Source organism: Actinoplanes sp. NPDC089786 (genome assembly GCF_040684855.1).
Lineage (GTDB): Bacteria > Actinomycetota > Actinomycetes > Mycobacteriales > Micromonosporaceae > Actinoplanes.
Genome location: NZ_JBFBGU010000001.1, coordinates 36,952 through 61,041 on the forward strand (window position 1 = coordinate 36,952; position 24,090 = coordinate 61,041).

The window sequence follows — 24,090 nt, forward strand, 5'->3', positions numbered from 1 at the left end:
TGATCAGTTCAGGGGCGCCCGTCGAGCTCGCTCCGGGCGGCTTTCAGGGCGATGTCGGTGCGGTGATGGGAGCCGTCCAGGGTGATGTCGCCGACCAGGGCGTAGGCCGCCGCCCGCGCCTCGGCCAGGTCGCCGCCGGCCGCGGTCACCGACAGGACCCGGCCGCCCGCCGAGATCAGGGCGCCGTCGTCGCGGCGGGCCGTGCCCGCGTGGATCACGCCGGGACGCTCGGCGCCGGTGATCACGTCGCCGGTGCGCGGCGGGCCCGGGTAGTTGTGCGAGGCCACCACGACCGTCACCGCGGCGCCCGGGCGCCACTCCAGCGGCGGGTGCTCGGCCAGCGTGCCGGTGGCCGCGGCGTGCAAGAGGCCGGCCAGCGGCGTCGCCAGCAGGGCCAGGACGACCTGGGTCTCCGGGTCACCGAAGCGGGCGTTGAACTCGATCACCTTCGGGCCGGCCGGGGTCAGGGCCAGGCCGACGTAGAGCAGGCCGGCGAACGGCGTACCCCTCGAACGCATCTCGGCCAGCGTGGGCTCGACCGTCTCGCGCATCACCCGCTCGACCAGGTCGGCCGGCGCCCAGGCCAGCGGGGCGTACGCGCCCATGCCGCCGGTGTTCGGCCCGGCGTCGTCGTCACCGACCCGCTTGAAGTCCTGGGCCGGCATCAGCGGCACCGCCGCCACCCCGTCGGTCACCACGAACAGTGACACCTCGGGGCCGGGCAGGAATTCCTCGACGACCACGCGGCCGCAGTCGCGCGCATGGGCCAGCGCCTCGTCCACCGAGGACGTGACCACGACACCCTTGCCGGCGGCCAGGCCGTCGTTCTTCACCACGTACGGCGGCTCGAACTCGCCAAGCGCGGCCCGCGCCTCGTCGACCGTCGAACACGCCCGGTAACGCGCGGTCGGCACCGAAGCCGCAGCCATCACCGACTTGGCGAACTCCTTCGAACCCTCCAGCCGGGCGGCCGCCCCGGACGGCCCGAAGCAGGCGACGCCCTTGGCCCGCACCGCGTCGGCGACCCCGGCCACCAGCGGCGCTTCCGGTCCGATCACCACCAGGTCGGCGGCCACCTCGACGGCCAGCGCCGCCACGGCGGCCGGGTCGGTCGCGGTCACCGGGCGCAGCGTCGCCAGTGGGGCGATGCCGGGGTTGCCGGGAGCGACGATCAGCTGGTCGACGGAGGGGTCGGCGGCGAGGCTCACCGCGAGGGCGTGCTCCCGCCCACCGGACCCGATCAAAAGGACGCGCACAGCAGAGGATCCTACCGAGGGTAAACTTCGGCAGTACCCGGGCATTCCCGCGTACGAGGTACGCGACGGAAGGCGTTCAGAGCTGTGCCAGTGATCGTGTTGGTCGGCGCCCAGTGGGGCGACGAGGGCAAAGGCAAGGCGACCGACCTGCTGGGCGACCGTATCGACTACGTCGTCAAGTTCAACGGCGGCAACAACGCCGGTCACACCGTCGTGATCAATGGCGAGAAGTACGCGCTCCACCTCCTGCCGAGCGGCATCCTGTCACCGGGCGTCACCCCGGTCATCGGCAACGGCGTGGTCATCGACCTGGCCGTGCTGTTCGACGAGATCGACGGGCTCGAAGCACGCGGCTTCGACACGTCCCGCCTCCGGATCAGCTCGAGCGCCCACGTGATCCCGTCGTACAACCGCTCGCTCGACAAGGTCAGCGAGCGCTACCTGGGCGCCCGCCGGATCGGCACCACCGGCCGGGGCATCGGCCCGACGTACGCCGACAAGATGAACCGGCTCGGCGTGCGCGTGCAGGACCTCTTCGACGAGTCGATCCTGCGGCAGAAGGTCGAGGCCGCGCTCTCCTTCAAGAACCAGGTGCTCACCAAGATCTACAACCGGACGGCTATCAAGCCGGCCGAGGTGATCGACGAGCTGCTGTCCTACGTCGAGCGGCTGCGCCCGATGGTTGGCGACACGGCGCTCGAGCTCAACCAGGCCCTGGACGACGGCAAGGTGGTGCTCTGCGAGGCCGGCCAGGCCACGCTGCTCGACGTCGACCATGGCACCTACCCGTTCGTGACCAGCTCGAACGCGACCGCGGGGGGCGCCTGTACCGGCGCCGGCATCCCGCCCACCCGGGTCGACCGGGTGGTCGCCGTGCTCAAGGCGTTCACCTCCCGGGTCGGCGAGGGCCCGTTCCCGACCGAGCTGCACGACAAGTTCGGCGACTACCTGCGTGAGGTCGGCCACGAGTACGGCACGACGACCGGCCGCCCGCGCCGGATCGGCTGGCTCGACCTGGTCATCGGCCGGTACGCGCAACGGATCAACGGTGTCACCGACTTCGCCCTGACCAAACTCGACAATTACGACGAGCTGGACGAGATTCCGGTCTGTGTGGCGTACGAGGTGAACGGCGTGCGCCACGACGACATGCCGCTCAGCCAGTCCGACTTCCACCACGCGACGCCGATCTTCGAGACGCTGCCCGGCTGGAAGGAGAACATCACCGGCTGCCGGCGCTTCGAGGACCTGCCCAAGGACGCGCAACACTTCGTCGAGTTCGTCGAGTCGAAGATCGGCGCGCGGATCTCCATCGTGGGTGTCGGCCCCGGTCGCGAGGCCGTCATCGAACGACACTCGGTGCTCTGATCAGCGTGTATGACGTCGTGCTGCTCAGTCTGGCCGAGGGTGGCGGGGGTTGCGGATCCTCCTGCGACGGGTGCCAGTCGGCGTGCTCACCTCGTACCCCCGTGTTGGTCTGTGCCGACGAGCTCCGCGAAGCCGGCGCGCGCGTCGAGACCGTGGTCGCCGCCTCGGACGCGGAGATCGACGAGGCGCTCGCGCGTTTCGACGGCCCCGCCCGGCCCGACGGCCTGACCTGGCCCTCCTCGGATTCGAAGCATCGGCTGGTGGTCGCCGCGGCCACCGACGGTCAGTTGCGCGCCGTCGTGCGCCGGCTGGTCCGGCGGTACGCTCCCCCGCCCAGCAAACGGCCTGACGACCTGGCCGCCGACCGCACCGTGCCCGACCTCCCGCCGCTGGCGATCCTGCCGCTGGACGCCGCCGCGACCGGTGATCTCGCCGCCCAGCTCGGGCTCCCGCGCACGCCGCGGCAGGTCGCCGAGGCGGTGCTGGGTGACTCGGTGCGCCGCCTCGACCTGCTGCGCAACGACGGCGGGTCGGTCACCATCGACGGCGCGCTGATCGGCGGCGCCGACGACGACGGGCGCGCGGTGCCGTGGCGGGGCCGCATCGAGGTGGACGACGCGGTGCTCTCCGACGGCACCGATCCCATTCTGGTCTGCGCGATCGGCAACGCGGCCGGGTACGCCGAGTTCGACGGCCTGCGGCTGCTCGCCGACGGCGACCCCACCGACGGGCGGGTCGAGGTGGCGGTGGCGGTTCCGGTGATTGCCCGCAAAAGGTTCCGGCCGACGCGGGTACGGGTAGAGGTGCGTCGCGCCCGCGGACGGGCCGTGGCGGTCCTGCCCCGCGACGGCGAGGTGCAGTTCCTCGACGACGGTGTCGGGGGCTCCACCAGCCGAAAGCGATCATGGTGGATCGAGCCGGGCGCATGGGCGGTGTACGCGGCCGGAGCGCCTGTGCGAGGCTGAAACCCAGTACGGGCACTTGACCGGGGGAGGAAGTATCCGTGGAGGACGAGAACGCCGACCGCGTCTACGTCCCGGGCACGAGCAACAGCGCCACGCCTGACCGGGATGTCGAGCCGTTCTGGCCGCCGGAGGAGCTGGACGCTCCGGTGCACGGCGGGCGGCCGGTGCCGCATGAGACGCCTCCTCCCCGGCCGGTGGGCGCGGCCTCCGTGCCGCCGCCGGTCCCGGCCGTCCCGCCGGTTCCGCCAGTCCCGCCGCAGGCCACGCCTGTTCCGCCGCCGCCCGCGCCGGTCTCCACGCCGTCGCCGGCCCCGGTGTCTCCGCCGTCCACGCCGTGGGCGAATCTGGAGGCCGAGCCGCCGGCCGAGGGCAACGGCGCCGACCGATCGGACGGCAAGCCGGCGTCGGATTCGCCGTGGGCCCAGCCGCCTCAGCAGCGGAGTGCCCCGGCCGATCCCGCGCCCACGCACTCACCTACACCGTCCTCTGAGGCCGCTTCGGCTCCGCATGCTGAGGGGCGCGCCCGGGTTGGCGTGCCGCCGCCCCCACCGCCGCAGCCGGCCCCGCCCGGCCCGCAGCCTCAGCCGCAGCGTCCGTCGGCGGAGAACGGCACCGGACCGGTCTACCGGCCGCCGGGCCCGCAGCCGCAGCACCCTGGCCCGCAGCACCCCGGCCCCCAGCATCACCCCGGCCCGCAGCATCACCCCGGCCCCCAGCCCGGCCCGCAGCAGCCCGGCCCGCCGCCGCACCAGCAGCCCGGACCGCCGCCGCACCAGCCGGGTCCGCCGCCGCCTCAGCCCGGCCCGCAGCAGCGCCCCGGACCGCCGCCTCCGCCGGTTCCGCACCAGCAGCAGCGGCCCGGCCCGTACCCGCCTCAGGTCGACCAGCGTCAGCCCCACCAGCCGCCGCCCGAGGACCCGTACCAGCAGGTCCCGTGGGGCACCGACGGCACGCCGACCGCCGAGGAGTTCGCCCGCCGCCGCCTGGCCAAGCCGGCCGAGCCGACCGCGACCATGGGCCCGCGCGCGCTGCTCCAGAAGGGCACGATGGGCCTGGTCCGGATGGCCCCCGGCAAGTACGAGCGGGAGTACAAACAGGACGTCGAGATGGTCCGCCGGAACTTCGGCGGGCTGCGCCAGGTGACCGTGGTCAACCCGAAGGGCGGCGCCGGCAAGACCGTGGCCGTGCTGCTGCTCGCCATGACCTTCGGCCAGAAGCGCGGCGGGTACGTGCTGGCCTGGGACAACAACGAGACCCAGGGCACCCTGGGCATGCGGGCCCAGCAGGACTTCCACGCCCGTACGGTCCGCGACATGATGCGCGACCTGCACCTGTTCCGCGGCTCGCACGGCCGGGTCGGCGACCTGTCCCAGTACGTGCGCGCCCAGGGCGAGGGCATGTTCGACGTGCTCGCCTCGGACGAGTCCGCGACGGCCGGCGAGATGCTCACGGCCAGCGCCTTCGCCGAGATCCGCGAGATCGTCAGCCGCTTCTACAAGCTGATCTTCGTGGACACCGGCAACAACGTCCGGGCGCAGAACTGGCAGGCGTCGATGGACGCCACCGACCAGCTGGTGATCACCATGTCGGCCCGGAACGACTCGGCCGAGACCGCGGCCCGGATGCTCGACCACCTCGAACAGACCGGCCGCCAGCGCCTGGTCCGCCAGGCGATCAGCGTGGTGACCATGCCGACCACCCGCAAGGACATTGACCTGCCGGCCATCCAGCGCCACTTCGCCGCCCGCACCAGGGCGGTCCTGCTGGCGCCGTACGAGAAGGTGATCGACTCCGGCGAGCCGATCCGCTACGGCGCTCTCTCCACCGGCACCAAGGACGCCTGGCTCAAGATCGCCGCCGCGGTCGCCGAGGGCCTCTAGAGAAGGCCCGGCCGGATCGCAGCGGCCGGCAGGTCGAGGCCGGCCCGAGGTGCGTGAGGGCGCTGACCACGCCTAACTCGGGCCGAGGTGGGCGAGGGCGTTGATCATGCGGTCGGCGAGTTCGGGCGGCCAGGGCCAGACGGCCGAGACGCTGCGCTGGTGGGCCAGGCCGTGCAGGCCCAGCCACAGGGCGACGGCGTCGGCGGCCGGGGCGGTGCTGGTGGAGTGGCCCGCGGTCACGCAGGCCTCGAGGATCTCGGCGAGCAGGCCCAGGGTGGCGTCGCCCAGCGCGGCCAGGTCGTCGGCGGTCACCGAGGACTCGCCCAGCGCCGGCTTCCACAGGCCGCCGAACACGCTGCGGTAGCGCTCGGGATGCTTCTCGGCGAAGCCCAGGTAGGCGTGGCTCACGGCGTACAACTGCCGGCGGGGGTCGTCGCCGGCCGCGGCCATCGCGGCCCTCAGCTCGCCCTCCAGCTCGGTCAGCGCCTGCTGCACGACGGCCAGCATGATGGCCGGCTGGTCGGGGAAGTGCCGGTAGATCGACGGGGCGGCGATGCCGACGCGGCGCGCGACCGAGCGCAGGGTGATCGCGCTCTGGTCGCCGGTCTCGTCGAGCAGGTCGACCGCCGCGCCCACGATCTCGTCCCGCAGGCGGGCGCCCTCGCCGCGGCGGTTGCGCGTACGCGCCGTCTCGATGTCTGCCATGCCGTCAGCTTACACATGCAAACTTATCTCCGTTAACCCTTGCATCGGCCGTCCTACGGTCGTATGTTTACGACTGTAAGCATACGAGCGAACAGCGAGGAGTCGAGAGCCATGCAGACCAACGAGATCGTGATGCCGGGCAAGGTCGAGCCGAGCGGCTTCGAGGTCCGGGTCCGCGACCTGCCGGCGCCGGCCCAGGGCCAGGTCACGCTGCGGATGGACGCGACCGGCGTCTCGTTCGCCGAGCAGCAGATGCGCCGCGGCAAGTACTACGACCAGCCGGCGTTCCCGTTCGTGCCGGGCTACGACGTGGTCGGCACCGTCACCGCCGTCGGCCCTGGCGTGGACCCCGCGCTGGTCGGGCGCCGGTTCGCCGCGGTCATCAAGACCGGCGGCTGGGCCAGCCACCTGCAGCTCGACGCGGCCGACCTGGTGCCGGTGCCCGACCAGGTGTCGGCGGCGGCCGCCGAGACCGTGGCGGTCAACGGCGTCACGGCCTGGCAGATGCTCCACCGCAGCGCCCGGGTGCGGCGCGGCGGGACGATCGTCGTGCTGGGCGCCAACGGCGGGGTCGGCTCCACCCTCGTCCAGTTGGCCCGGCACGCCGGGATGACCGTGATCGGCACGGCGTCCGAGCGTCACCACGAGACCCTGCGCCGGCTGGGCGCCATCCCGGTCGACTACCGCGATCCCGAGAAGATGTACCGGCAGATCCGCGAGCTGGCGCCGGACGGGGTGGACGCGGTGTTCGACCACGTCGGCGGGCCCGCCCTGGTCGACTCGTGGGCGCTGCTGCGGCGCGGCGGGACGCTGGTGTCGTACGGCACCGCGGCGACCAAGGACGAGGAGGGCAACGCGCAGCTGCCGGTGCTCAAGTCCTACGGGCGGCTGCTGCTCTGGAACTACCTGCCCAACGGCAAGCGGGCCAACTTCTACAGCTTCTGGGCGGGCCTGCGCTTCCGCGCCTCGTTCCGCCGCCGGCTGGCCGCCGACCTGACCCAGGTGCTCAAGCTGGTGGCCGAGGGGGTCGTCACGCCGCAGATCGCCGCCGAGTTCCCGCTCGCCGACGCCGCGGCCGCCCTGAGCCTGGCCGAGTCCCGCACGGTCTCCGGCAAGGTCGTCATCGTCCCGTGAGAACCCGGCGCGCGCCGTCCGGCCGGGCCCAGACTCCCGTGAGAACCCCGGTGCGCGGCCGGTGGCCGGGTGCCAGACTCCCGCGGGTGGGAGACGAGCAGCGGGACATGCCGGTGACCTCGGCCGACGGAACGCGGCTGGCGGTCCGGCGACGCGGGCGGGGACCGGCGGTGGTGCTGGTGCACGGGTCGGCCGGCGGGCTCGACTCGTGGGACCCGGTCGTGCCCCACCTCGACGAGGACTACGAGCTCTGGGTCTACGCGCGGCGCGGCTACCAGCCCAGCGACCCGGGCCGGCGCTCCAAGACGTACGCGGACGATGTGTCTGATCTCGAAGCCGTCATCGCCGCGACCGGCGGGCCCGCCCACGTGGTCGGCGGATCCTACGGCGCCGTGGTCACCCTGCACGCGGCGCTCCGGCTCGAGACCATGAACAAGATCGCGCTGTTCGAGCCGCCGTTGTTCACCAGCGGCACCGACGCGCTGAAGCCCTACCGGGACCTGCTCGACGCGGGCGACGTGCCCGGGGCGATCCGGCTGTTCGCGGAGCGGGTCGCGCGGGTGCCGGCCGAGATCCTCGCGGCCTTCGACGGTCAGGGTGATCCGGCCGAGGCCGCCGGCAGCCTCCACGACCTCGAGGCGATGGCCGCCGACCGCCCCGACCTCGGGCGCTGGGCCGACGTGAGCCTCCCCACCCTGATCATCCAGGGCGGGGAGACGTGGGCGCCGATGCCGGCCACGATGGACGCGCTGGCCGAGGCGATGCCGAAGGCGACCCGGGTGGTGCTGCCGGGCCAGTCCCACTTCGCCACCCACACCGCCCCGCAGCAGTTCGCCGCCGAAGTGCGGAGGTTCCTGGCCTGAGGACTTAAGGCCTGTTCATGACCCTGCCCTAGGAGAGGGCGTCGGCCGCGGCCGGGTCGCTGTCGCGAAGGAACTGAGCGCAGCGGGCCGCCTCGTCGGCCTCGCCGATCGCGTCGGCCGCCTGGGACAACGCGTGCAGGCAGCGCAGGAAGCCCTGGTTGGGCTCGTGCTTCCAGGGCACCGGGCCCTGGCCCTTCCACCCGTTGCGGCGCAGGGCGTCGAGGCCGCGGTGATATCCGGTGCGGGCGTACGCGTAGGCGGTCACCGGCTGGCCGGCGGTCAGCGCCAGCTCGGCCAGCGCGGCCCAGGCGCCACTGAACGCCGGGAAGCGGGCGGCCACCGCGGCGTACGCCTCCGCGGTGCCGACGGCGCGGGCCTCGGCCAGCGCGGAATCGGCGTCGGCCTGGGCCGGCAGCAGCGTGGCGGGCGGCTCGGGGAGAAGGTTGTGCATGACTCAGTAACCTACCGGCATGCCCGGTGACCCCCTGCAGCCAGTCTTAGGCGGAAATCTTCCGTTCGACGCGACCGCCGACGAGATCGAGTCGCGCGCCGAGTTCGACACCCACCACGCCAAGCGGTCCCTGGCCGGCCTGGTCGTGCTGGGCCTGCGGCTGGACGTCGACCCGCCGGACTTCACCGACGTGGACGTGCGCGAGACGCTGTTCCTGGGCTGCCACATGGCGTCCGACGAGGTGGAGGTCGATCTTACCCGGCGGGGCGCGCATGTGGTGCCGCCGTTCGAGACGCGGCCGTACCCGACGCACCCGGCCCTGCTCTACACGCCTGAGGATCTTGCCGCCGGGTTCACCCAGAACGGCTTCGCCGGCATGTACGACACGAGCGTCTACCAGCACTTCCTCGACCACGGTGGGGCAACGCCGGACATCCGGGAGGCGATCGCGCAGCGGCTGCACGACGCCGGGATCGACAACGCGCTGGGCAAGGCGCTGGCCGGCTGGGCCCGGACGCACGACGCCGAGGCGCCCCGGCCGGTCGGGATCATGGGCGGGCACGCCGAGCCTCGCGGGTCGGCCGCCTATCGGATGGCGGCCGAGTTGTCGTGGCGCCTGGCCGGCGCCGGCCGGTTGATCGTGACCGGCGGCGGGCCGGGGGTGATGGAGGCGGCGAACCTGGGCGCCTACTTCTCCCAGCGCGGTCGGCCGGAGCTGAACGCCGCGATCGACGACCTGAGCAGGGCGCCGGACTTCCACGATCACGACCCGTTCACGGCGGCGGCGATCGCCGTACGGGCGGCGTACCCGGCGGAAGCGGGCCTGACCAACGGCGGCCTCGCCCTGCCCACCTGGCTCTACGGTCACGAGCCGGCGAACCTCTTCGCCGGCCAGATCGGCAAGTATTTCTCCAACGCGGTACGGGAAGACTCGATCCTGCGGCTGTCGCGGGGCGGGATCGTGTTCGCGCCGGGCTGGGCGGGCACGGTCCAGGAGATCTTCCAGGCCGCGACCAAGACCTTCTACCGTACGGATGGTCCGTCCGGCGCCTTCGTCTTCCTGGGCGTCGACCATTGGGCCCAGCTGCCGGTCGAGGCCCTGCTCCGCCCCCTGCTGGCCCGCTCGCCGCACGGCGACCAGTCCGGCCTGATCGTGGTCACCGACTCCTTGGACGAGGCGGTCGCCGCGCTCGCATAGAGAGGCGCGTTCGCGTATAGAGACGCGCTCGCTTAGAGAGGCGCGCTCGCTCAGAGAGGCGCGTGGCCATCAGGCGATGTGGACGCGGCGGTAGGTGTTGGCCACCGGCAGGTCCGAGGCCGGCACGTCGGTCAGCCCGTTCTCGTCCATCGCGTTGTAGATCGCCAGGCGGGCGCCGTCGAAGAGGAACTCGACCGCGTGCAGGATGCGCGGCCGCCACTCGGCCGTCGTCACCAGCTCGATGACGTTGACCGCGCGCAGCACCTTGCCGCGGGCGTTGCGGAGGGCGGCGTGCGGGTCGGGGCGCCAGTCGAAGTGTTCGTACCAGTCGATCGGGACGCGCATGTCGATCTGGTTCCAGGTGATCGCGCACTCGTCGAACTTACGGTGGGTTACCTCGACATGCGTCTTGCCGAACTGCAGGACGACCGGGCCGTCGGCGAACCAGCCGCGCTCGGCGATGTCCCACATCAGCCAGCCGGACTGCAGCGGACGGCCGATGAGCTTGGTGAACCGGTGTCGATGCACGGCGGCGAGGGCCTCGGCGTCGTGGTGCCAGACAGGTTCATAACCTTCGATACCGAGCACGGTCACCTCCATCCATCGGAGACGGAGGACGATCGTACCCATACCCGTGCGTAACCGTGCAACACAGGAATGGCCGGCCTCCCGCGAAGGAGACCGGCCGTGACGGTGCGATTACTTCGAGAGAGTGGTTCCGGTCGAGCGAAGGTTCTCGCACGCCTCGACGACGCGCTGGGCCAGACCGGCCTCGGCCAGCTTGCCCCAGGCCCGCGGGTCGTACGCCTTCTTGTTGCCGACCTCACCGTCGATCTTGAGGACGCCGTCGTAGTTCTTGAACATGTGGTCGGCGACCGGGCGGGTGAACGCGTACTGGGTGTCGGTGTCGACGTTCATCTTCACCACGCCGTAGTCCAGGGCGCCGTGGATCTCCGACAACAGCGAGCCGGACCCACCGTGGAAGACCAGGTCGAACGGCTTCTCCTTGCCGTACTTGGCGCCGACCGCCTCCTGGATCTCCTTCAGGATCTCGGGGCGCAGCTTGACGTTGCCCGGCTTGTAGACGCCGTGCACGTTGCCGAAGGTCAGGGCGGTCATGTACACGCCCTTCTCACCCAGGCCGAGGGCGGCGGCGGTGGCCAGGCCGTCCTCGACGGTCGAGTACAGCTTGTCGTCGATCGCGGCCGAGACGCCGTCTTCCTCGCCGCCGACGACGCCGACCTCGATCTCCAGGATGATGTGGGCCTTCGCACACTCGGCCAGCAGTTCCTCGGCGATCCGCAGGTTCTCGTCGACCGGCACGGCCGAGCCGTCCCACATGTGCGACTGGAACAGCGGCGCCTGACCCCGGTTGACCCGCTCCTGGGAGACGGTCAGCAGCGGGCGGACGTACTTGTCGAGCTTGTCCTTGGGGCAGTGGTCGGTGTGCAGCGCGATGTTGACCGGGTAGTTCTTGGCCACCTCGGTGGCGAACTCGGCCAGCGCGACCGCGCCGGTGACCATGTTCTTGACGGTCGGGCCGGAGACGTACTCGGCGCCGCCGGTGGAGATCTGGACGATGCCGTCGCTGCCGGCCTCGGTGAACCCCTGCAGGGCGGCGTTGAGGGTCTGCGAGGAAGTCACATTGATCGCGGGGTACGCGAACGCGCCGGCCTTGGCGCGGTCGAGCATCTCGCGGTAGACCTCTGGGGACGCGATGGGCATCGGAATTACTCCTTAGATCTTCGCCTGCGGCAGAGGGCAGGACCGCGTCATGGCCGAGCGAAGCGGGGTCATGATCGCGCGTACCGGCTCTTCACTGAGTAGGCACTGTCCTCCAGCCTCGCAGTATTCCGCAGCGATTACGCGGATCGGAAATCGGGGATGGGCTAAAACCGGTCGGCGCGGGGGACGCCACGCTGGGATCATGTCCCGGTGCTACTGACCCTGACCACCACGCACCGCCCGGCCACCGACCTCGGTTACCTGCTGGTGAAGCACCCCGACAAGGTGCATACCGCCGACCTGCCCACCGGTACGGCCTACGTGCTGTACCCGGAGGCGACCGAGGAACGGTGCACGGCGGCGTTGCTGCTGGATGTCGACCCGCAGCGGCTGCGGGGACGGGCCGACGCGTTCGCCCTGGGTCAGTTCGTCAACGACCGGCCGTACGCCGCCTCCAGCCTGCTGGCCGGCGCCCTGAACAAGGTGTTCCGGTCGGCGCTGCGCGGCCGCTCGAAGGACCGGCCCGAGCTGGCCGAGCGGGCGCTGCCGCTGGAACTGCGGGTGCCCGTGCTGCGCGGCACGCCGGAGCTGGCCGAACGGCTGTTCACGCCGCTCGGCTGGCGGGTGGTGGCCACGCCCATCCCGCTGGACGACGTCCCCGAGACACATCCGCTGGCCGGGCCCAGCCCGTACATCGATCTGGTCCTGACCGGGACCATCCGCGTCGCCGACGCGCTGAACCACCTCTATGTCCTGCTCCCGGTCCTGGACGACGCCAAGCACTACTGGGTGGCGCCGGACGAGATCGACAAGCTGCTGCGCTCCGGCGAGGGCTGGCTGGCCGGGCACCCCGAGAAGGTGCTGATCACCCGGCGTTACCTGGCCCACCGGAAATCGATGGCGGCGAGCGCGCTGGAACAGCTCGACCAGGCCGACCCGGACAGCGTGGACGCGCCGGCCGACACGGCCACCGACGAGGAGGCCGAGCTGCCGGTCGCCCGCCGGCAGTCGCTGGCCGAGCAGCGGCGGGACGCGATCGTGGCCGCCCTGCGCGAGGCCGGCGCGGCCCGGGTGCTCGATCTCGGGTGCGGCGGCGGCGCCCTGCTCGGCGCGCTCCTGAAAGACTCGCACTTCGCCGAGATCGTCGGGGTCGACGTCTCGTCGCGGGCGCTCGACCTGGCCGAACGCCGGCTGCGGCTGGACCGGATGCCGGAGCGCAAGCGGGCCCGGCTCAAGCTCTTCCAGTCGGCGCTCACCTACCGTGACGACCGGCTGCGGGGCTACGACGCGGCGGTGCTGATGGAGGTCATCGAACACCTCGATCCGCCCCGGCTGCCCGCGCTGGCGGCGAGCGTCCTCGGCCACGCCCAGCCGGCCACGGTCGTCGTGACCACGCCCAACGCCGAGTACAACGTCCGCTACGAGGGCCTGACCGGCCTGCGCCACTCGGACCACCGCTTCGAGTGGACCCGCGCCGAATTCGGCGAGTGGGCCCGTGCCACCGCCGAGGCCTATGGCTATGCGGTCGAGATGCGCGGCGTCGGCGAGATCGATGAGGCCTTGGGTGCGCCCACCCAGATGGCCATTTTCCGAAAGGCGTCATGACCGAGCGAAGCGAGCGTCATGATCGCGGTCTTTCCTCCTTGATTGGATCGGCACAGACAGTGACCCAGATCGACATCCCTGAGCTCGCCCTCGTGGCGCTGGTCGGCATCTCCGGGTCGGGCAAGTCCACGTTCGCGCGCAAGCACTTCAAGCCGACCCAGGTGCTGTCCTCCGACTACTTCCGCGGCCTGGTCGCCGACGACGAGAACGACCAGTCCGCCTCGTCCGACGCCTTCGAGGCGCTGCACTACATCGCGGGCAAGCGGCTGGCCGCGGGCCGGCTCACCGTGGTCGACGCCACCAACGTGCAGCAGCACGGCCGGGCCGAGCTGGTCAAGGTGGCCAAGGAGCACGACGTGCTGCCGGTCGCGATCGTCCTCGACGTGCCCGAGAAGCTGGCCTGGGAACGCACCGAGGCCCGGCCCGACCGGAACTTCGGCCCGCAGGTGATCAGCCGGATGTCCCGCGACCTGCGGCGCTCGCTCGGCCGGCTGGCCCGCGAGGGCTTCCGCAAGGTGCACGTGCTGCGCGGGCCGGACGAGATCGAGAACGCCACCATCCGGTACGAGAAGCTGTTCAACGACCGGCGTGAGCTGACCGGCCCGTTCGACATCATCGGCGACGTGCACGGCTGCCGGGCCGAGCTCGACCTGCTCCTGGCCAAGCTCGGGTACGTCGTCCAGGACGACCGGGCCCGCCACCCCGAGGGCCGCACCGCGGTCTTCGTCGGCGACCTGGTCGACCGCGGACCCGACTCCCCCGGCGTGCTGCGCCTGGTGATGAACATGGTGGCCGACGGTGACGCGCTCTGCGTCTCGGGCAACCACGAGCAGAAGCTGGCCCGCAAGCTCAACGGCCGCAACGTCCAGCTCACCCACGGCCTGCCCGAGACCCTCGCGCAGCTTGAACTCACCGACGACTCCTTCGTGACCGAGGTGCGTCGCTTCATCGACGGCCTGATCAGCCATTACGTGCTGGACGGCGGCAACCTGGTGGTCGCGCACGCCGGGCTCAAGGAGGCCTACCACGGCCGGGCCTCCGGCCGCGTCCGCTCGTTCGCGCTCTACGGCGAGACCACCGGCGAGACCGACGAGTACGGCCTGCCGGTGCGCTACCCCTGGGCCCGTGACTACCGTGGCCAAGCCGCCGTCGTGTACGGGCACACGCCCACCCCGGTGCCGGAGTGGATCAACAACACCATCTGCCTCGACACCGGCTGCGTCTTCGGCGGCACCCTGACCGCGCTGCGCTGGCCGTCCCGCGAGATCGTGGCGGTGCCGGCCGAGCGCGAGTACTACGCGCCCGCCCGCCCGCTGGTCGCCCCGTCGCGCCCGGCCGACGAACTGGACATCGCCGACGTGACCGGACGCCGGCACATCGACTACGGGTACGGCCGCACGACCATCCCGGCCGAGAACGCGGCGGCCGCGCTGGAGGTGATGGGCCGGTTCGCGATCAACCCGGCCGACCTGGTGTGGCTGCCGCCGACCATGGCGCCCTGCTCGACGTCGACGCTCGACGGTTACCTCGAACACCCGGCGTCGGCCTTCGGCGACCTGCGGGCGGCCGGGGCCAGCCGGGTCGTGTGCGAGGAGAAGCACATGGGCTCGCGGGCCGTGGTCCGGGTGTCCCGTTCCGGCGGTGCGATCTGGACCCGGACCGGGCGGCCGTTCTTCCCCGACTCGACCGAGCTCCTGGGCCGGATCCGGGCCGCCGCCACCCCGCTCTTCGACGAGCTGAACACCGACTGGCTGCTGCTCGACTGTGAGCTGCTGCCCTGGTCGGCCAAGGCCGCGTCGCTGATCCGCACCCGTTACGCCGGGGTCGGCGCGGCTGGGCGTGCGGCCCTGCCCGCCGCGCTGTCGGTGGTCTCGGCCGCTTCCGGGCGCGGGCTCGACGTCGGTGAGCTGCGAGACCGGCTGGCGCTGCGGTCGGCCGAGATCGACGGCTACTCGGCGGCGTACCGGACGTACGCGACCGACGAGCCGGTGACCCTGGCGCCGTTCGCGGTGCTGGCCGGCCAGGGCGTCTCGTACGCCGATCGCGACCACGGCTGGCACCTGGCCATGGCCGACCGGCTCGTCGCCGCCGACCCCGCGCTGTTCACGCCGACCCGGCGGATCGTGGTCGACCTGGGCGACGAGGCGTCGGAGGCGGCCGCGACCGAGTGGTGGCTCGCGCTCACCGAGGCGGGTGGTGAGGGGATGGTCGTCAAGCCGTACGCCGGCCTGAAGGTCACCGACCACCAGGGCCGGCTCGTGCAGCCCGGGGTGAAGTGCCGCGGCCGGGAGTACCTGCGGATCATCTACGGCCCCGAGTACACCCGGCCGGACCAGCTGGGCGGGCTGCGTCGGCGGTCGCTGGGACGTAAGCGCAACCTGGCCCTGCGTGAGCACGGGCTCGGCCTGGCGGCGCTGGACCGGCTGGCCGAAGGGGCCGCCACCTGGCGCATCCATGAGCTGGTCTTCGCCGTTCTGGCCTGCGAGTCCGAGCCGGTCGACCCGAGGTTGTGAACGCTCAGGCCGTACACAGGGAAGTGCCAGATATCTGCCGGTACCCTGGCTCCCCGTGGACTTCCGTGCGTTGGACGAGCAGCTCGCCCTGAACCCCCTCGACCCGAAGGATCTGTTGCAGACCTTCGGGCTCTACGGGGTCTGGGCGATCCTGTTCGCGGAGACCGGCCTGCTGGTCGGCTTCTTCTTCCCCGGCGACTCGCTGCTGTTCCTGGCCGGGGTCGCGGCGTCGCCGGTGGCCGACGCGATGTTCGGCGACGGCACCAAGATCTCCATCGTCGGACTGCTGATCGGCGCCCCGATCTGCGCGATCCTCGGCGCCCAGCTCGGCCATCTCCTCGGCCGCAAGTACGGCCGCAAGATGTTCGAGCGCCCCGACTCGCGGCTGTTCAAGCGCGAGTACGTGGAGAAGGCCGAGTACTACTTCGAGAAGTTCGGCCCGGCCAAGGCCGTGGTGCTCGCCCGCTTCATCCCGATCGTGCGGACGTTCCTCAACCCGGTGGCCGGCACCCTCGGCATGCCGGCCCGGCAGTTCCTGATGTGGAACATCGTCGGCGCCGTCCTCTGGACCGACGGCATCCTGCTGATCGGCTACCTGCTGGCCGGCTCGATCTACAAGGTCGTCGGTGCCCACATCGACCGGTACATCCTGCCCGTGGTCGCGCTGATCGTGCTGATCTCGGTGCTGCCGATCGCGCTCGAGATGCTCCGCGAGCGAAAGGCGAAGAAGCGCCAGGCGGCCGAGGGTGATCCGGAAGCGGTGGCCGGCCCGGCGACCGCGATCGGCGTGGTCGCGGCGGCCACCGTGGTGGGCATCGCCGACTCGATCCACGACGAGATCGAGGAGCACCGGCCACACCCGCCGCACCACGGCGGCGGCGTCTACGGCCAGCGGTCAGATGGTGACGGGGGCGGCCGCCTGTAGGCGGTCGAGAAACTCCTCCGGACACTCCCGCAGGCCGTCCAGGCGGCCGGCGGTCAAGGCGCGGTAGGTCAGCTGCGCGGCCTCGTCCAGGTTGCGGGCACGCTTGTGGGCCAGCTCGACGGTCTCCGCCATCACGACGCACCCGTGCTGGCTGAGCATCAGGCAGTCGGTGCCGTCGGCGGCCATCGCCGCGGTCAGCGCGGCCAGTTCGATGGTGCCGGGGAGCCGGAACGGAACCGTCGAGACCCGGCGCAGGTAGAACGCGTGGTCGGTGGTGACGATCCGGATGTGCTCGCCCAGCGCGTCCAGCAGCAGCGCCGTCTGCGGGTGCAGGTGGACGATCGCCTGAACGTCTTCCCGGGCGCGGTACAGCGCCAGGTGGAGCGCGAGCTCGCTGGTCGGCTCGAGGTGTTGCCGGCCGGACGTTCCGGGCACGAGCCCGACCGTCGCCGGCTCACCGTCCGAGACCCGCACCGCCGTGAAGTCGGTGCGGCTGAGGCGGTCGAGCCAGGCGCCGCTCGCGGTGACCCAGCAGGCGTCCTCGTCCGGGATACGAGCCGACAGGTTGCCGCCCGATCCACAGACCAGGCCGGCCTGGACCACGTCATATCCCACAAACGCGAGCTGATCGCGCAGATCGCCGGGGACGTAGTTCACCCGAATAACTCCTGAGTCCTCGAGCCTGGCGTCACGCCAACGACGTGGTGACGCCAGGCAGAACGCTGCCCTTGTCGGTCAGCTTGGTGCTCAGCGCGCCTTCTTCGTCGCCCGCTTACGCGGCGGGGTCAGCAGATCGGCGATGGTCGCGATCGCGGTCGGGACCAGCCGGTAGTACGCCCACACGCCACGCTTCTCACGCTCGAGCAGCCCTGCCTCGGTGAGGATCCGCAGGTGGTGGCTAACAGTGGGCTGCGAGAGGCCAAGCGGGGCCGTAAGGTCGCAGACGCACGCCTCGCCGTCCGTTGCGGACTGGATGAGGCTGAGCAGCCGCAGCCGTGCGGGGTCGGCGAGTGCTTTGAGCACTCCCGCCAGACGCTCGGCGTCGGCACGTTCAATCGGCTCGCCCGCGAGGGGCGAGATCTGAGGCATTGTCATTTCCGCCAACGCAGTTCCCACGATCTCCATCCTTCCACCAACTGCATCGATTCTCCTGCATGGATGCAGGAACGAACCGGCTGACTTTCAGGCCGTAAGGCCGACATCGAGCACCGGGTTGGTCTATCTGTTCGACTTCCCGTCGCCCCTGCGGGTTCCGTTGGTCGCCCATTCCTCGGCACCGACTTCGGACTCTGCCTCCTGCAACGCCTCAGCAGCCGTCTGGTCGCTGCCCAACGCCGTCAAGCTCTCGATCCCCCACCTCGGAGTGAGACGCTTCACATTGTCGATTCGTCGATCCGTCTGGCCACGTTGCCGTCGGCGGCCCTCCGCCACCCGCGACGTGAAGCTCGGCCGGGTGCTGCGCCGGCACCTTTTGCCGTCCCCTTGCTTCACGACCCGATGAAAGCACGCCACAACACTGTGCAACGACCCTTTAGTCGATGAATTTACGCAGGTCGTAGCGCCCTTCCCTACATCTGAGAGTACTGGCTGCCGGAAACCGGACCGTTCCGCCCCGCCGGGGCGGAAAGGAACAATTGACCCTCGCCAGTACGGCGGGTCTATTGGAAATATTGTTTACTGAATGACCGTCGATTTAGGGCGATCCGTAAGGGATCGACGCTGCTCAAAGCACCTATCCGCGGCTCAGGAGCGAGATCTAACCCTGAACGTCGCTGGGGCGGCAGCGTTCAACGCGCGATAACACCTTTAGCCGTACGTCAGAAAACACCCGCCGATAAGGCCGGTGTGAGGCTGGCCGGACGGCCGTGACCCACCCATCCTCGGTGGTCAACGGTACCCGTTCGGGTGACACACAACCATCAATGTCCCGACACGCAAGGGTGACCGTGCACACCCGGCTTCACCTCGGCGAACGCACAGCCGATTCTCAGCCGGCAACGCTGAGTAACCACTCTCACGGCCGGTCGGCACCGGTTCCGGTCAGTACTCATCGGATTCTGGCCAATCTCACAATCGCGCGGTATGCAGGCAATGGCGCTGGTCGATGGCCTATCCCGCCACTAGATCCGTTAAGGCCTATGCGGTGTGACCGATGTCACGTCCGTTTGCACCCTCGGCGTTTCACTCTTTGACGTCATTGCCGGCGCCGGACGACCCCGACGGACGGTCGGGTTCGTCGTAGGGCGGCGCCACCGGGGTCGGCGAGGCGGCCGCGGGCGGGATCGGCGCGGCCTGGTCGGACCGGGCCGCCTCCTCGGACGCGAGGCGGCCGCCCGGTGCGGCGCCGGCGTCGGCGGGCGCATCGGCCGGGGTGGGCTGAGCGGGGTGCGGCGCGGACGGGGCCGCACCCGGTGTGGGCTGGGCCGATGCGGGGGCGGCGGCCGCTGGGCGGGACCAGAAAGCGTGGTCCTCGGCCGTGGGCACCGCACCGGGCGGGACCACGGCCGGCTGAGGCGGGCCGTAGGGCGGCTGGACGACTGGTGGCGCCGCCGGGAAGGCCGCGGCCGGGTGGGCGGAACCAGCCGGGTGAGCGGTCGTGGCCGGGAAGGTGGGCGACGCCGGGAACGCGGCCGTCGGGTGGTGACCGGGCGCGCCGGACACCGGCTGAGGCTGACCGGCCATCGGCTGAGGCTGACCGGGATAGGCGTTCGCCGATCCGTATGTCGGCAATGCGACATAGGACTGGGAGCGCTGGGCCGGGTCGCCGGCCGGGCGGAAGTAGCCCCGGCTGACCACGAGCAGCAGCGCGACGATCAGGTAGCCGACGATCTGCGCGACCAGCAGGGTCACGTTCAGGCCGATCCAGGACCCCGGATACGCCTCGGTCAGCGCGGAACCGAGCGTTCCCGGCGTACCGTCACCGGCTCGTTGCGCGCCCACCGCGATGGCCGAGCCGCACCCGACGAGCACGCCCAGCGCGCAGACCACCCAGGTCGCGATCCGCGAGCCGTTGCTGCCGCGGCGCAGCCCGAGCGCCAGCACGATGTAGAGCGCGAACAGCACCACCGCCAGCACCGTGCCGAGGGCGGCGAACGTCCACACCACCGTCACGTACCCGTCGACGTCGGCGCTCGCCGCGCTGCCGGCGTCGGCGCGGAAACGGTCGATCACGCCGGGCGTCACGATCAGCGTGACCACCGCGTAGGCGAGGCCGACGAACGCCATCACCAGCAGCAGCACCGCCGCCAGTTGGGTCGCGACCGGCCGGCGCGGCGGATCCGCGGCCGGCGGAGGCGCCTGAGGGGGATACGTGGCGGCGTAGGACATGAGGGGAACCTACCCGGATGATCGTCCGGTCAGGGCTGCGCGGTCGGATCGGACGGCGGCCGCTGATCGCCCTCGGGCCGGGCCCACGGGTCGGACGCGTCCGACGAGGGCGGCGGAGGCGGCTGGGCGGGCGGCTGGGGCTGGGCCGGAGGCTGCGGCTGGGCCGGAGGCTGACCGGTCGGTTGCTGCGGCGGGTAGGTCGGGTACTGCGGCTGCTGCGGCTGTTGTTGCTGCGGCGGGCCCGACGTCGGGTACTGCGGGTACGGCGGCTGGCCACCGGGGTACGCCGGGTACGGCACCGACGGGTCGAAGCCCCGGGCCGGCGCGCGGAAGTACGCGTTCGAGGCGGGCAGCGCCAGCAGGATCAGCGCGGCCAGCGTGGCCAGCGTCCACAGCACGTTCAGGGTGAGCACCGACGGCTGGTACCAGGACGGCAGCGCGCTGTCGAGCGCCGCCTGGATCTCCGAGCTGGTCGGCCCGCCGGTCGAGTTGGCCGATTCGAGGCTGCTCAGCGGCCCGGTGGCCGCCTGGCCGAGCAGGCCGAAGCCGCCGCAGCACACCATCAGACCGCCGATCACCCAGGTGGTGATGCGGGCGCCGTTGCGGCCACGGTTGTTGAAGATGGCCAGGATCGCGAAGGTGGCCGCGAGCAGGACGTAGAGCACCGCACCGCCGACCACCGAGATGACCAGGAACGACTCGATGCCCTCGGCCGCGCTGCCCTCGTAGAGATCGGTGGTCACGCGCGTGGTCGTGCTGACCATCGAGAGCGACAGGATGCTCTGCAACAGCACTAAGGCCGCGGCGGCCCAGAGCAGATAGGTGGAGACGCTGACGGTGACCGGGCGCTGCCCCGGGTGCGTCGGATTGGTCACGATCCCCCCTCGTAGATTCGTTCACGGTATCGGGCGGGCGCCATCCCCGCACAACGGCACACGGCCCTGGCCTCTGTGGCAACATCGCCCGAGATGGTGGTTTTTATCCCACGGATGTCGGCCCTTCAGGGGACGACACCGGCCGATCCGGGCACCTACACTTCGACCTCGTGGCGCCCAGCTGGCAGGAGAGACCCCCAGCGGCCCACCGTGCCCGTCCGAGTCGCCGACCGCGCACCTATGACGCCGGGGAGCAGGCAGACCGGATCCGGGCACCCACCCGATTGCGTCGGCCGCGTGACCACACCGCGGCCGCCCCAGACCCGCAAAGGACCGGTGAGTCCCATGCCACACGCCGACACCCTGACCGTCGTTCACCATGACGACACGAGGACCCGTTACAAGGACGTGCGCTACCAGCTCGTCCGGGGCGGGATCAGGATCTGGTCCGACGAGGGCGAGCATGCCTTCGAAGACATCCTGATGACCCACGCCTACCGGCAACGGGTGGCGCGCGACTGAGAAAAAGCCCCGGGCAACGGCGCCCGGGGCTTTTTCGTGTCCTGCTCCTACGCGCTGCGTACGGCCAGGGTGTCCTTGTCGTCACCCAGGTCGACCAGCACCGTGTCGCCGTCGGTGATCTCCCCGGCCAGCAGGGCCCGGGCCAGCGAGTCGCCGATCGCCGACTGCACCAGGCGCCGCAGCGGCCGGGCGCCGTAGATCGGGTCGTACCCGCGCTCACCCAGCCACAGCAGTGCGGCCTCGCTGACCTCGAGGTTGAGCCGCCGGTCGCCGAGCCGCTTGCGCAGCCGGCCGAGCTGGAGCTCGACGATCGCCGCGAGGTCACGCGCGGTCAGCGAGTGGAACACCACGATGTCGTCGAGCCGGTTGACGAACTCGGGCTTGAAGTGCGAGCGGACGGTGGCCATGACCTCTTCGCGGCGCGCGTCCTCGCTGAGCGTGAAGTCGGAGATGACCGACGAGCCCAGGTTGGAGGTCAGCACCAGGATGGCGTTGCGGAAGTCGACCGTACGGCCCTGTCCGTCGGTGAGCCGGCCGTCGTCGAGCACCGCGAGCAGCACGTCGAAGACGTCGGGGTGGGCCTTCTCGACCTCGTCGAGCAGCACCACGCTGTACGGACGGCGGCGCACCGCCTCGGTCAGCTGACCACCCTCCTCGTAGCCGACGTACCCGGGCGGGGCGCCGACCAGGCGGGCGACCGAGTGCTTCTCGCCGTACTCACTCATGTCGATCCGGACCATCGCCCGCTCGTCGTCGAACAGGAACTCGGCCAGCGCCTTGGCCAGCTCGGTCTTGCCGACGCCGGTGGGGCCGAGGAAGAGGAAGCTGCCGGTCGGGCGGTCGGGGTCGGCGACACCGGCCCGGGCGCGGCGGACGGCGCCGGCCACCGCGGCCACCGCCTCGGCCTGGCCGACCACCTTGGCCCGCAGCGACTCCTCCATGCGGAGCAGCTTCTCGGTCTCGCCCTCGAGCATCCGGCCGGCCGGGATGCCGGTCCACGACGAGATCACCTCGGCGATGTCGTCGGCGCCGACCTCTTCCTTGACCATCGGCGGCTCGGCGGGCGCGTCGGTCTCGGCCGCGGCGGCCGCCTCGATGTCCTTCTTCAGCGCGGGGATGACCTCGTAGAGCAGGCGGGACGCCTTCTCGAGGTCGCCGTCACGCTGGGCCCGCTCCTGCTCGGCGGTGGTCTCGTCGAGCCGCTTCTTGAGCTCGCCGACCAGGTTGAGGCCGCCCCGCTCGCGCTCCCAGCGGGCGGTCAGCGCGGTCAGCTCCTCCTCGCGGTCGGCCAGGTCACGTTCCAGCTTCTCGAGCCGGGCCCGGGACGCGGGGTCGGTCTCCTTGGTCAGCGCGAGCTTCTCCACCCGCATCCGGTCGACCTGACGCTGGAGCTGGTCGAGGGCGACCGGACGGGAGTCGATCTCCATGCGCAGCCGGGACGCGGCCTCGTCGATCAGGTCGATGGCCTTGTCGGGCAGGAACCGCTCGGTGATGTAGCGGTCGGACAGCGCGGCCGCGGCGACCAGCGCGCCGTCGGTGATCTGCACCCGGTGGTGGGCTTCGTACCGGCCCTTGAGGCCGCGCAGGATGCCGATGGTGTCCTCGACGCTCGGCTCGCCGACCACGACCGGCTGGAAGCGCCGCTCGAGCGCCGGGTCCTTCTCGATGTGCTCGCGGTATTCGTCGAGGGTGGTCGCGCCGACCATCCGCAGCTCGCCGCGGGCCAGCATCGGCTTGAGCATGTTGCCGGCGTCCATCGACCCCTCGGCCTTGCCGGCGCCGACGACCGTGTGCAGCTCGTCGAGGAAGGTGACGACCTTGCCGTTGGAGTTGCGGATCTCTTCGAGCACCGATTTGAGCCGCTCCTCGAACTGGCCGCGGTATTGCGCCCCGGCCACCATCGCGCCGAGGTCGAGCGAGACCAGGCGCTTGTCGCGCAACGACTCGGGCACGTCGCCCGCGACGATGCGCTGGGCCAGGCCCTCGACGATCGCCGTCTTGCCGACGCCGGGCTCGCCGATCAGGACCGGGTTGTTCTTGGTACGGCGGGAAAGCACCTGGACCACGCGGCGGATCTCGGCGTCCCGGCCGATCACCGGGTCGATCTTGCCCTCGCGGGCCAGCGCGGTCAGGTCGATGCTGTATTTCTCGAGCGCCTTGTAGCTCTCCTCGGGCTCCTCCGAGGTCACCCGGCGATCGCCGCCACGCACCTCGGGGAAGGCCGCGACCAGCGATTCCTCGGTGGCGCCGACGTCGCGCAGGGCCTTGCCGACACCACCGCCGACCCGGGCCAGGCCGGCCAGCAGGTGTTCGGTCGAGACGTACTCGTCGCCGAGCGGCTTGGCCAGCAGCTCGGCCTCGCCGATCGCGTTGACGAACTCGCGGGACAGGCTCGGCTCGCCGATGCTCGACCCACGGGCGGAGGGCATCTGCTCCAGCGTGCGGACGGCGGCCCGCCGGATGTCGATCGGATTGGCGCCGACCGCGCGTAGCAGGCCGGGGGCGGTTGACCCGCCGGTGTCCAATAGAGCCAGCAGCATGTGCCACGGCTCGACGGTCGCGTGGCCACGCTGACCGGCGTCGGCGGCGGCCGCCTTGATGACGTCACGGCTCTTGGTCGTGAGGCGTTCGGCGTTCATGAGCTCCCCTGAAGACAAACACGGACTCGCAGAGTTGAGCCTAGTCCGCTCAACCCTAATCGTCGACTCGGCAAGGCTTATTCGCGACGGTGGAGACCAAAGTCGTCACGAACGCCGTGCGAGGGTCGAGGTAGGTCGC

At 71.3% G+C, this 24,090-nt stretch carries 20 protein-coding genes; 10 read left to right on the plus strand and 10 right to left on the minus strand.

All coding sequences use genetic code 11. The features are described from left to right. Positions 1-8 precede the first annotated feature (8 nt). Positions 9-1,256 carry a phosphoribosylamine--glycine ligase gene (gene purD / locus AB0O15_RS00225; protein ID WP_364311934.1) on the minus strand — a complete coding sequence of 416 codons (1,248 nt, stop codon included), beginning with the start codon at positions 1,254-1,256 and terminating at the stop codon, positions 9-11. Positions 1,257-1,340: 84 nt separating this feature from the next. On the opposite strand from purD, the gene AB0O15_RS00230 reads away from it, so the two are divergent. From AB0O15_RS00230 to AB0O15_RS00240, 3 genes are read left to right on the plus strand one after another with little or no spacing between them, the layout of a single operon-like run. Then, positions 1,341-2,624 carry an adenylosuccinate synthase gene (locus tag AB0O15_RS00230; protein WP_364311936.1) on the plus strand — a complete coding sequence of 428 codons (1,284 nt, stop codon included), beginning with the start codon at positions 1,341-1,343 and terminating at the stop codon, positions 2,622-2,624. Positions 2,625-2,653: 29 nt separating this feature from the next. Continuing rightward, positions 2,654-3,589 (plus strand): hypothetical protein, encoded by a 936-nt coding sequence (locus tag AB0O15_RS00235; RefSeq protein ID WP_364316898.1) that lies wholly within the window; start codon positions 2,654-2,656, stop codon positions 3,587-3,589. A gap of 38 nt (positions 3,590-3,627) precedes the next feature. After that, entirely contained in the window at positions 3,628-5,469 is a 1,842-nt protein-coding gene (locus tag AB0O15_RS00240) for a chromosome partitioning protein (protein ID WP_364311939.1), read from the plus strand. Between the two features lie 72 nt (positions 5,470-5,541). Here the strand turns inward: AB0O15_RS00240 and AB0O15_RS00245 are convergent, their stop codons facing one another. After that, complete coding sequence (locus tag AB0O15_RS00245; protein ID WP_364311941.1) at positions 5,542-6,174, minus strand: TetR/AcrR family transcriptional regulator; 633 nt, start codon at positions 6,172-6,174, stop codon at positions 5,542-5,544. 111 nt (positions 6,175-6,285) lie between these two features. On the opposite strand from AB0O15_RS00245, the gene AB0O15_RS00250 reads away from it, so the two are divergent. Together AB0O15_RS00250 and AB0O15_RS00255 are read left to right on the plus strand one after the other, a co-directional pair. Beyond that, the gene (locus AB0O15_RS00250; protein ID WP_364311943.1) at positions 6,286-7,308 is read left to right on the plus strand and encodes a medium chain dehydrogenase/reductase family protein; all 1,023 of its coding nucleotides are present in this window, start codon (positions 6,286-6,288) and stop codon (positions 7,306-7,308) included. A gap of 86 nt (positions 7,309-7,394) precedes the next feature. Further along, complete coding sequence (locus tag AB0O15_RS00255; RefSeq protein WP_364311946.1) at positions 7,395-8,171, plus strand: alpha/beta hydrolase; 777 nt, start codon at positions 7,395-7,397, stop codon at positions 8,169-8,171. Between the two features lie 28 nt (positions 8,172-8,199). Here the strand turns inward: AB0O15_RS00255 and AB0O15_RS00260 are convergent, their stop codons facing one another. Then, positions 8,200-8,622, minus strand: a complete 423-nt coding sequence (locus tag AB0O15_RS00260) for a DUF3151 domain-containing protein (protein WP_364311949.1) — start codon at positions 8,620-8,622, stop codon at positions 8,200-8,202. Between the two features lie 19 nt (positions 8,623-8,641). Here AB0O15_RS00260 and AB0O15_RS00265 point away from each other — a divergent pair, with 19 nt between their 5' ends. Beyond that, entirely contained in the window at positions 8,642-9,820 is a 1,179-nt protein-coding gene (locus AB0O15_RS00265; protein WP_364311952.1) for a hypothetical protein, read from the plus strand. Positions 9,821-9,889: 69 nt separating this feature from the next. Here the strand turns inward: AB0O15_RS00265 and AB0O15_RS00270 are convergent, their stop codons facing one another. Both AB0O15_RS00270 and fbaA read right to left on the minus strand, forming a co-directional pair. Then, entirely contained in the window at positions 9,890-10,408 is a 519-nt protein-coding gene (locus AB0O15_RS00270; RefSeq protein ID WP_364311954.1) for a hypothetical protein, read from the minus strand. A 111-nt stretch (positions 10,409-10,519) separates the two neighbouring features. Next, positions 10,520-11,545 carry a class II fructose-bisphosphate aldolase gene (fbaA, locus tag AB0O15_RS00275; protein WP_364311956.1) on the minus strand — a complete coding sequence of 342 codons (1,026 nt, stop codon included), beginning with the start codon at positions 11,543-11,545 and terminating at the stop codon, positions 10,520-10,522. Between the two features lie 210 nt (positions 11,546-11,755). On the opposite strand from fbaA, the gene AB0O15_RS00280 reads away from it, so the two are divergent. From AB0O15_RS00280 to AB0O15_RS00290, 3 genes are read left to right on the plus strand one after another with little or no spacing between them, the layout of a single operon-like run. Then, complete coding sequence (locus AB0O15_RS00280) at positions 11,756-13,150, plus strand: 3' terminal RNA ribose 2'-O-methyltransferase Hen1 (protein ID WP_364311958.1); 1,395 nt, start codon at positions 11,756-11,758, stop codon at positions 13,148-13,150. 59 nt (positions 13,151-13,209) lie between these two features. Next, positions 13,210-15,663 (plus strand): polynucleotide kinase-phosphatase, encoded by a 2,454-nt coding sequence (locus AB0O15_RS00285; RefSeq protein WP_364311961.1) that lies wholly within the window; start codon positions 13,210-13,212, stop codon positions 15,661-15,663. Positions 15,664-15,718: 55 nt separating this feature from the next. After that, positions 15,719-16,588, plus strand: a complete 870-nt coding sequence (locus tag AB0O15_RS00290; protein WP_364311963.1) for a DedA family protein — start codon at positions 15,719-15,721, stop codon at positions 16,586-16,588. On the opposite strand, the gene AB0O15_RS00295 is transcribed toward AB0O15_RS00290, so the two are convergent. The 4 genes from AB0O15_RS00295 to AB0O15_RS00310 all read right to left on the minus strand — a co-directional run bounded on the left by AB0O15_RS00295 (position 16,559) and on the right by AB0O15_RS00310 (position 20,790). After that, a complete protein-coding gene (locus AB0O15_RS00295) occupies positions 16,559-17,245 on the minus strand; it encodes a class II aldolase/adducin family protein (RefSeq protein WP_364311966.1) in 687 nt (228 codons plus the stop codon). The genes AB0O15_RS00290 and AB0O15_RS00295 overlap by 30 nt on opposite strands. A gap of 90 nt (positions 17,246-17,335) precedes the next feature. After that, positions 17,336-17,713, minus strand: a complete 378-nt coding sequence (locus tag AB0O15_RS00300) for a metalloregulator ArsR/SmtB family transcription factor (RefSeq protein ID WP_014440216.1) — start codon at positions 17,711-17,713, stop codon at positions 17,336-17,338. Between the two features lie 1,056 nt (positions 17,714-18,769). Then, positions 18,770-19,915 (minus strand): hypothetical protein, encoded by a 1,146-nt coding sequence (locus AB0O15_RS00305; protein WP_364311969.1) that lies wholly within the window; start codon positions 19,913-19,915, stop codon positions 18,770-18,772. A gap of 29 nt (positions 19,916-19,944) precedes the next feature. Further along, positions 19,945-20,790 carry a hypothetical protein gene (locus AB0O15_RS00310; protein WP_364311972.1) on the minus strand — a complete coding sequence of 282 codons (846 nt, stop codon included), beginning with the start codon at positions 20,788-20,790 and terminating at the stop codon, positions 19,945-19,947. 345 nt (positions 20,791-21,135) lie between these two features. On the opposite strand from AB0O15_RS00310, the gene AB0O15_RS00315 reads away from it, so the two are divergent. Beyond that, positions 21,136-21,312: a hypothetical protein gene (locus tag AB0O15_RS00315; protein ID WP_364311974.1), complete on the plus strand. Its 177-nt coding sequence runs from the start codon at positions 21,136-21,138 to the stop codon at positions 21,310-21,312. Between the two features lie 47 nt (positions 21,313-21,359). Here the strand turns inward: AB0O15_RS00315 and clpB are convergent, their stop codons facing one another. Then, on the minus strand, positions 21,360-23,951 hold the full coding sequence (clpB, locus tag AB0O15_RS00320) for an ATP-dependent chaperone ClpB (protein ID WP_364311977.1): 2,592 nt from the start codon (positions 23,949-23,951) through the stop codon (positions 21,360-21,362). Between the last annotated feature and the right edge of the window lie 139 nt (positions 23,952-24,090).

Excerpts from the sequence above, each read along its gene's own strand:
- AB0O15_RS00245 (WP_364311941.1), bottom strand. The coding sequence starts at position 6,174 with ATGGCAGACATCGAGACGGCGCGTACGCGCAACCGCCGCGGCGAGGGC.
- AB0O15_RS00250 (WP_364311943.1), top strand. The coding sequence starts at position 6,286 with ATGCAGACCAACGAGATCGTGATGCCGGGCAAGGTCGAGCCGAGCGGC.
- AB0O15_RS00260 (WP_364311949.1), bottom strand. The coding sequence starts at position 8,622 with ATGCACAACCTTCTCCCCGAGCCGCCCGCCACGCTGCTGCCGGCCCAG.
- AB0O15_RS00265 (WP_364311952.1), top strand. The coding sequence starts at position 8,642 with ATGCCCGGTGACCCCCTGCAGCCAGTCTTAGGCGGAAATCTTCCGTTC.
- fbaA (WP_364311956.1), bottom strand. The coding sequence starts at position 11,545 with ATGCCCATCGCGTCCCCAGAGGTCTACCGCGAGATGCTCGACCGCGCC.
- AB0O15_RS00300 (WP_014440216.1), bottom strand. The coding sequence starts at position 17,713 with ATGGAGATCGTGGGAACTGCGTTGGCGGAAATGACAATGCCTCAGATC.
- AB0O15_RS00305 (WP_364311969.1), bottom strand. The coding sequence starts at position 19,915 with ATGTCCTACGCCGCCACGTATCCCCCTCAGGCGCCTCCGCCGGCCGCG.
- AB0O15_RS00315 (WP_364311974.1), top strand. The coding sequence starts at position 21,136 with ATGCCACACGCCGACACCCTGACCGTCGTTCACCATGACGACACGAGG.
- clpB (WP_364311977.1), bottom strand. The coding sequence starts at position 23,951 with ATGAACGCCGAACGCCTCACGACCAAGAGCCGTGACGTCATCAAGGCG.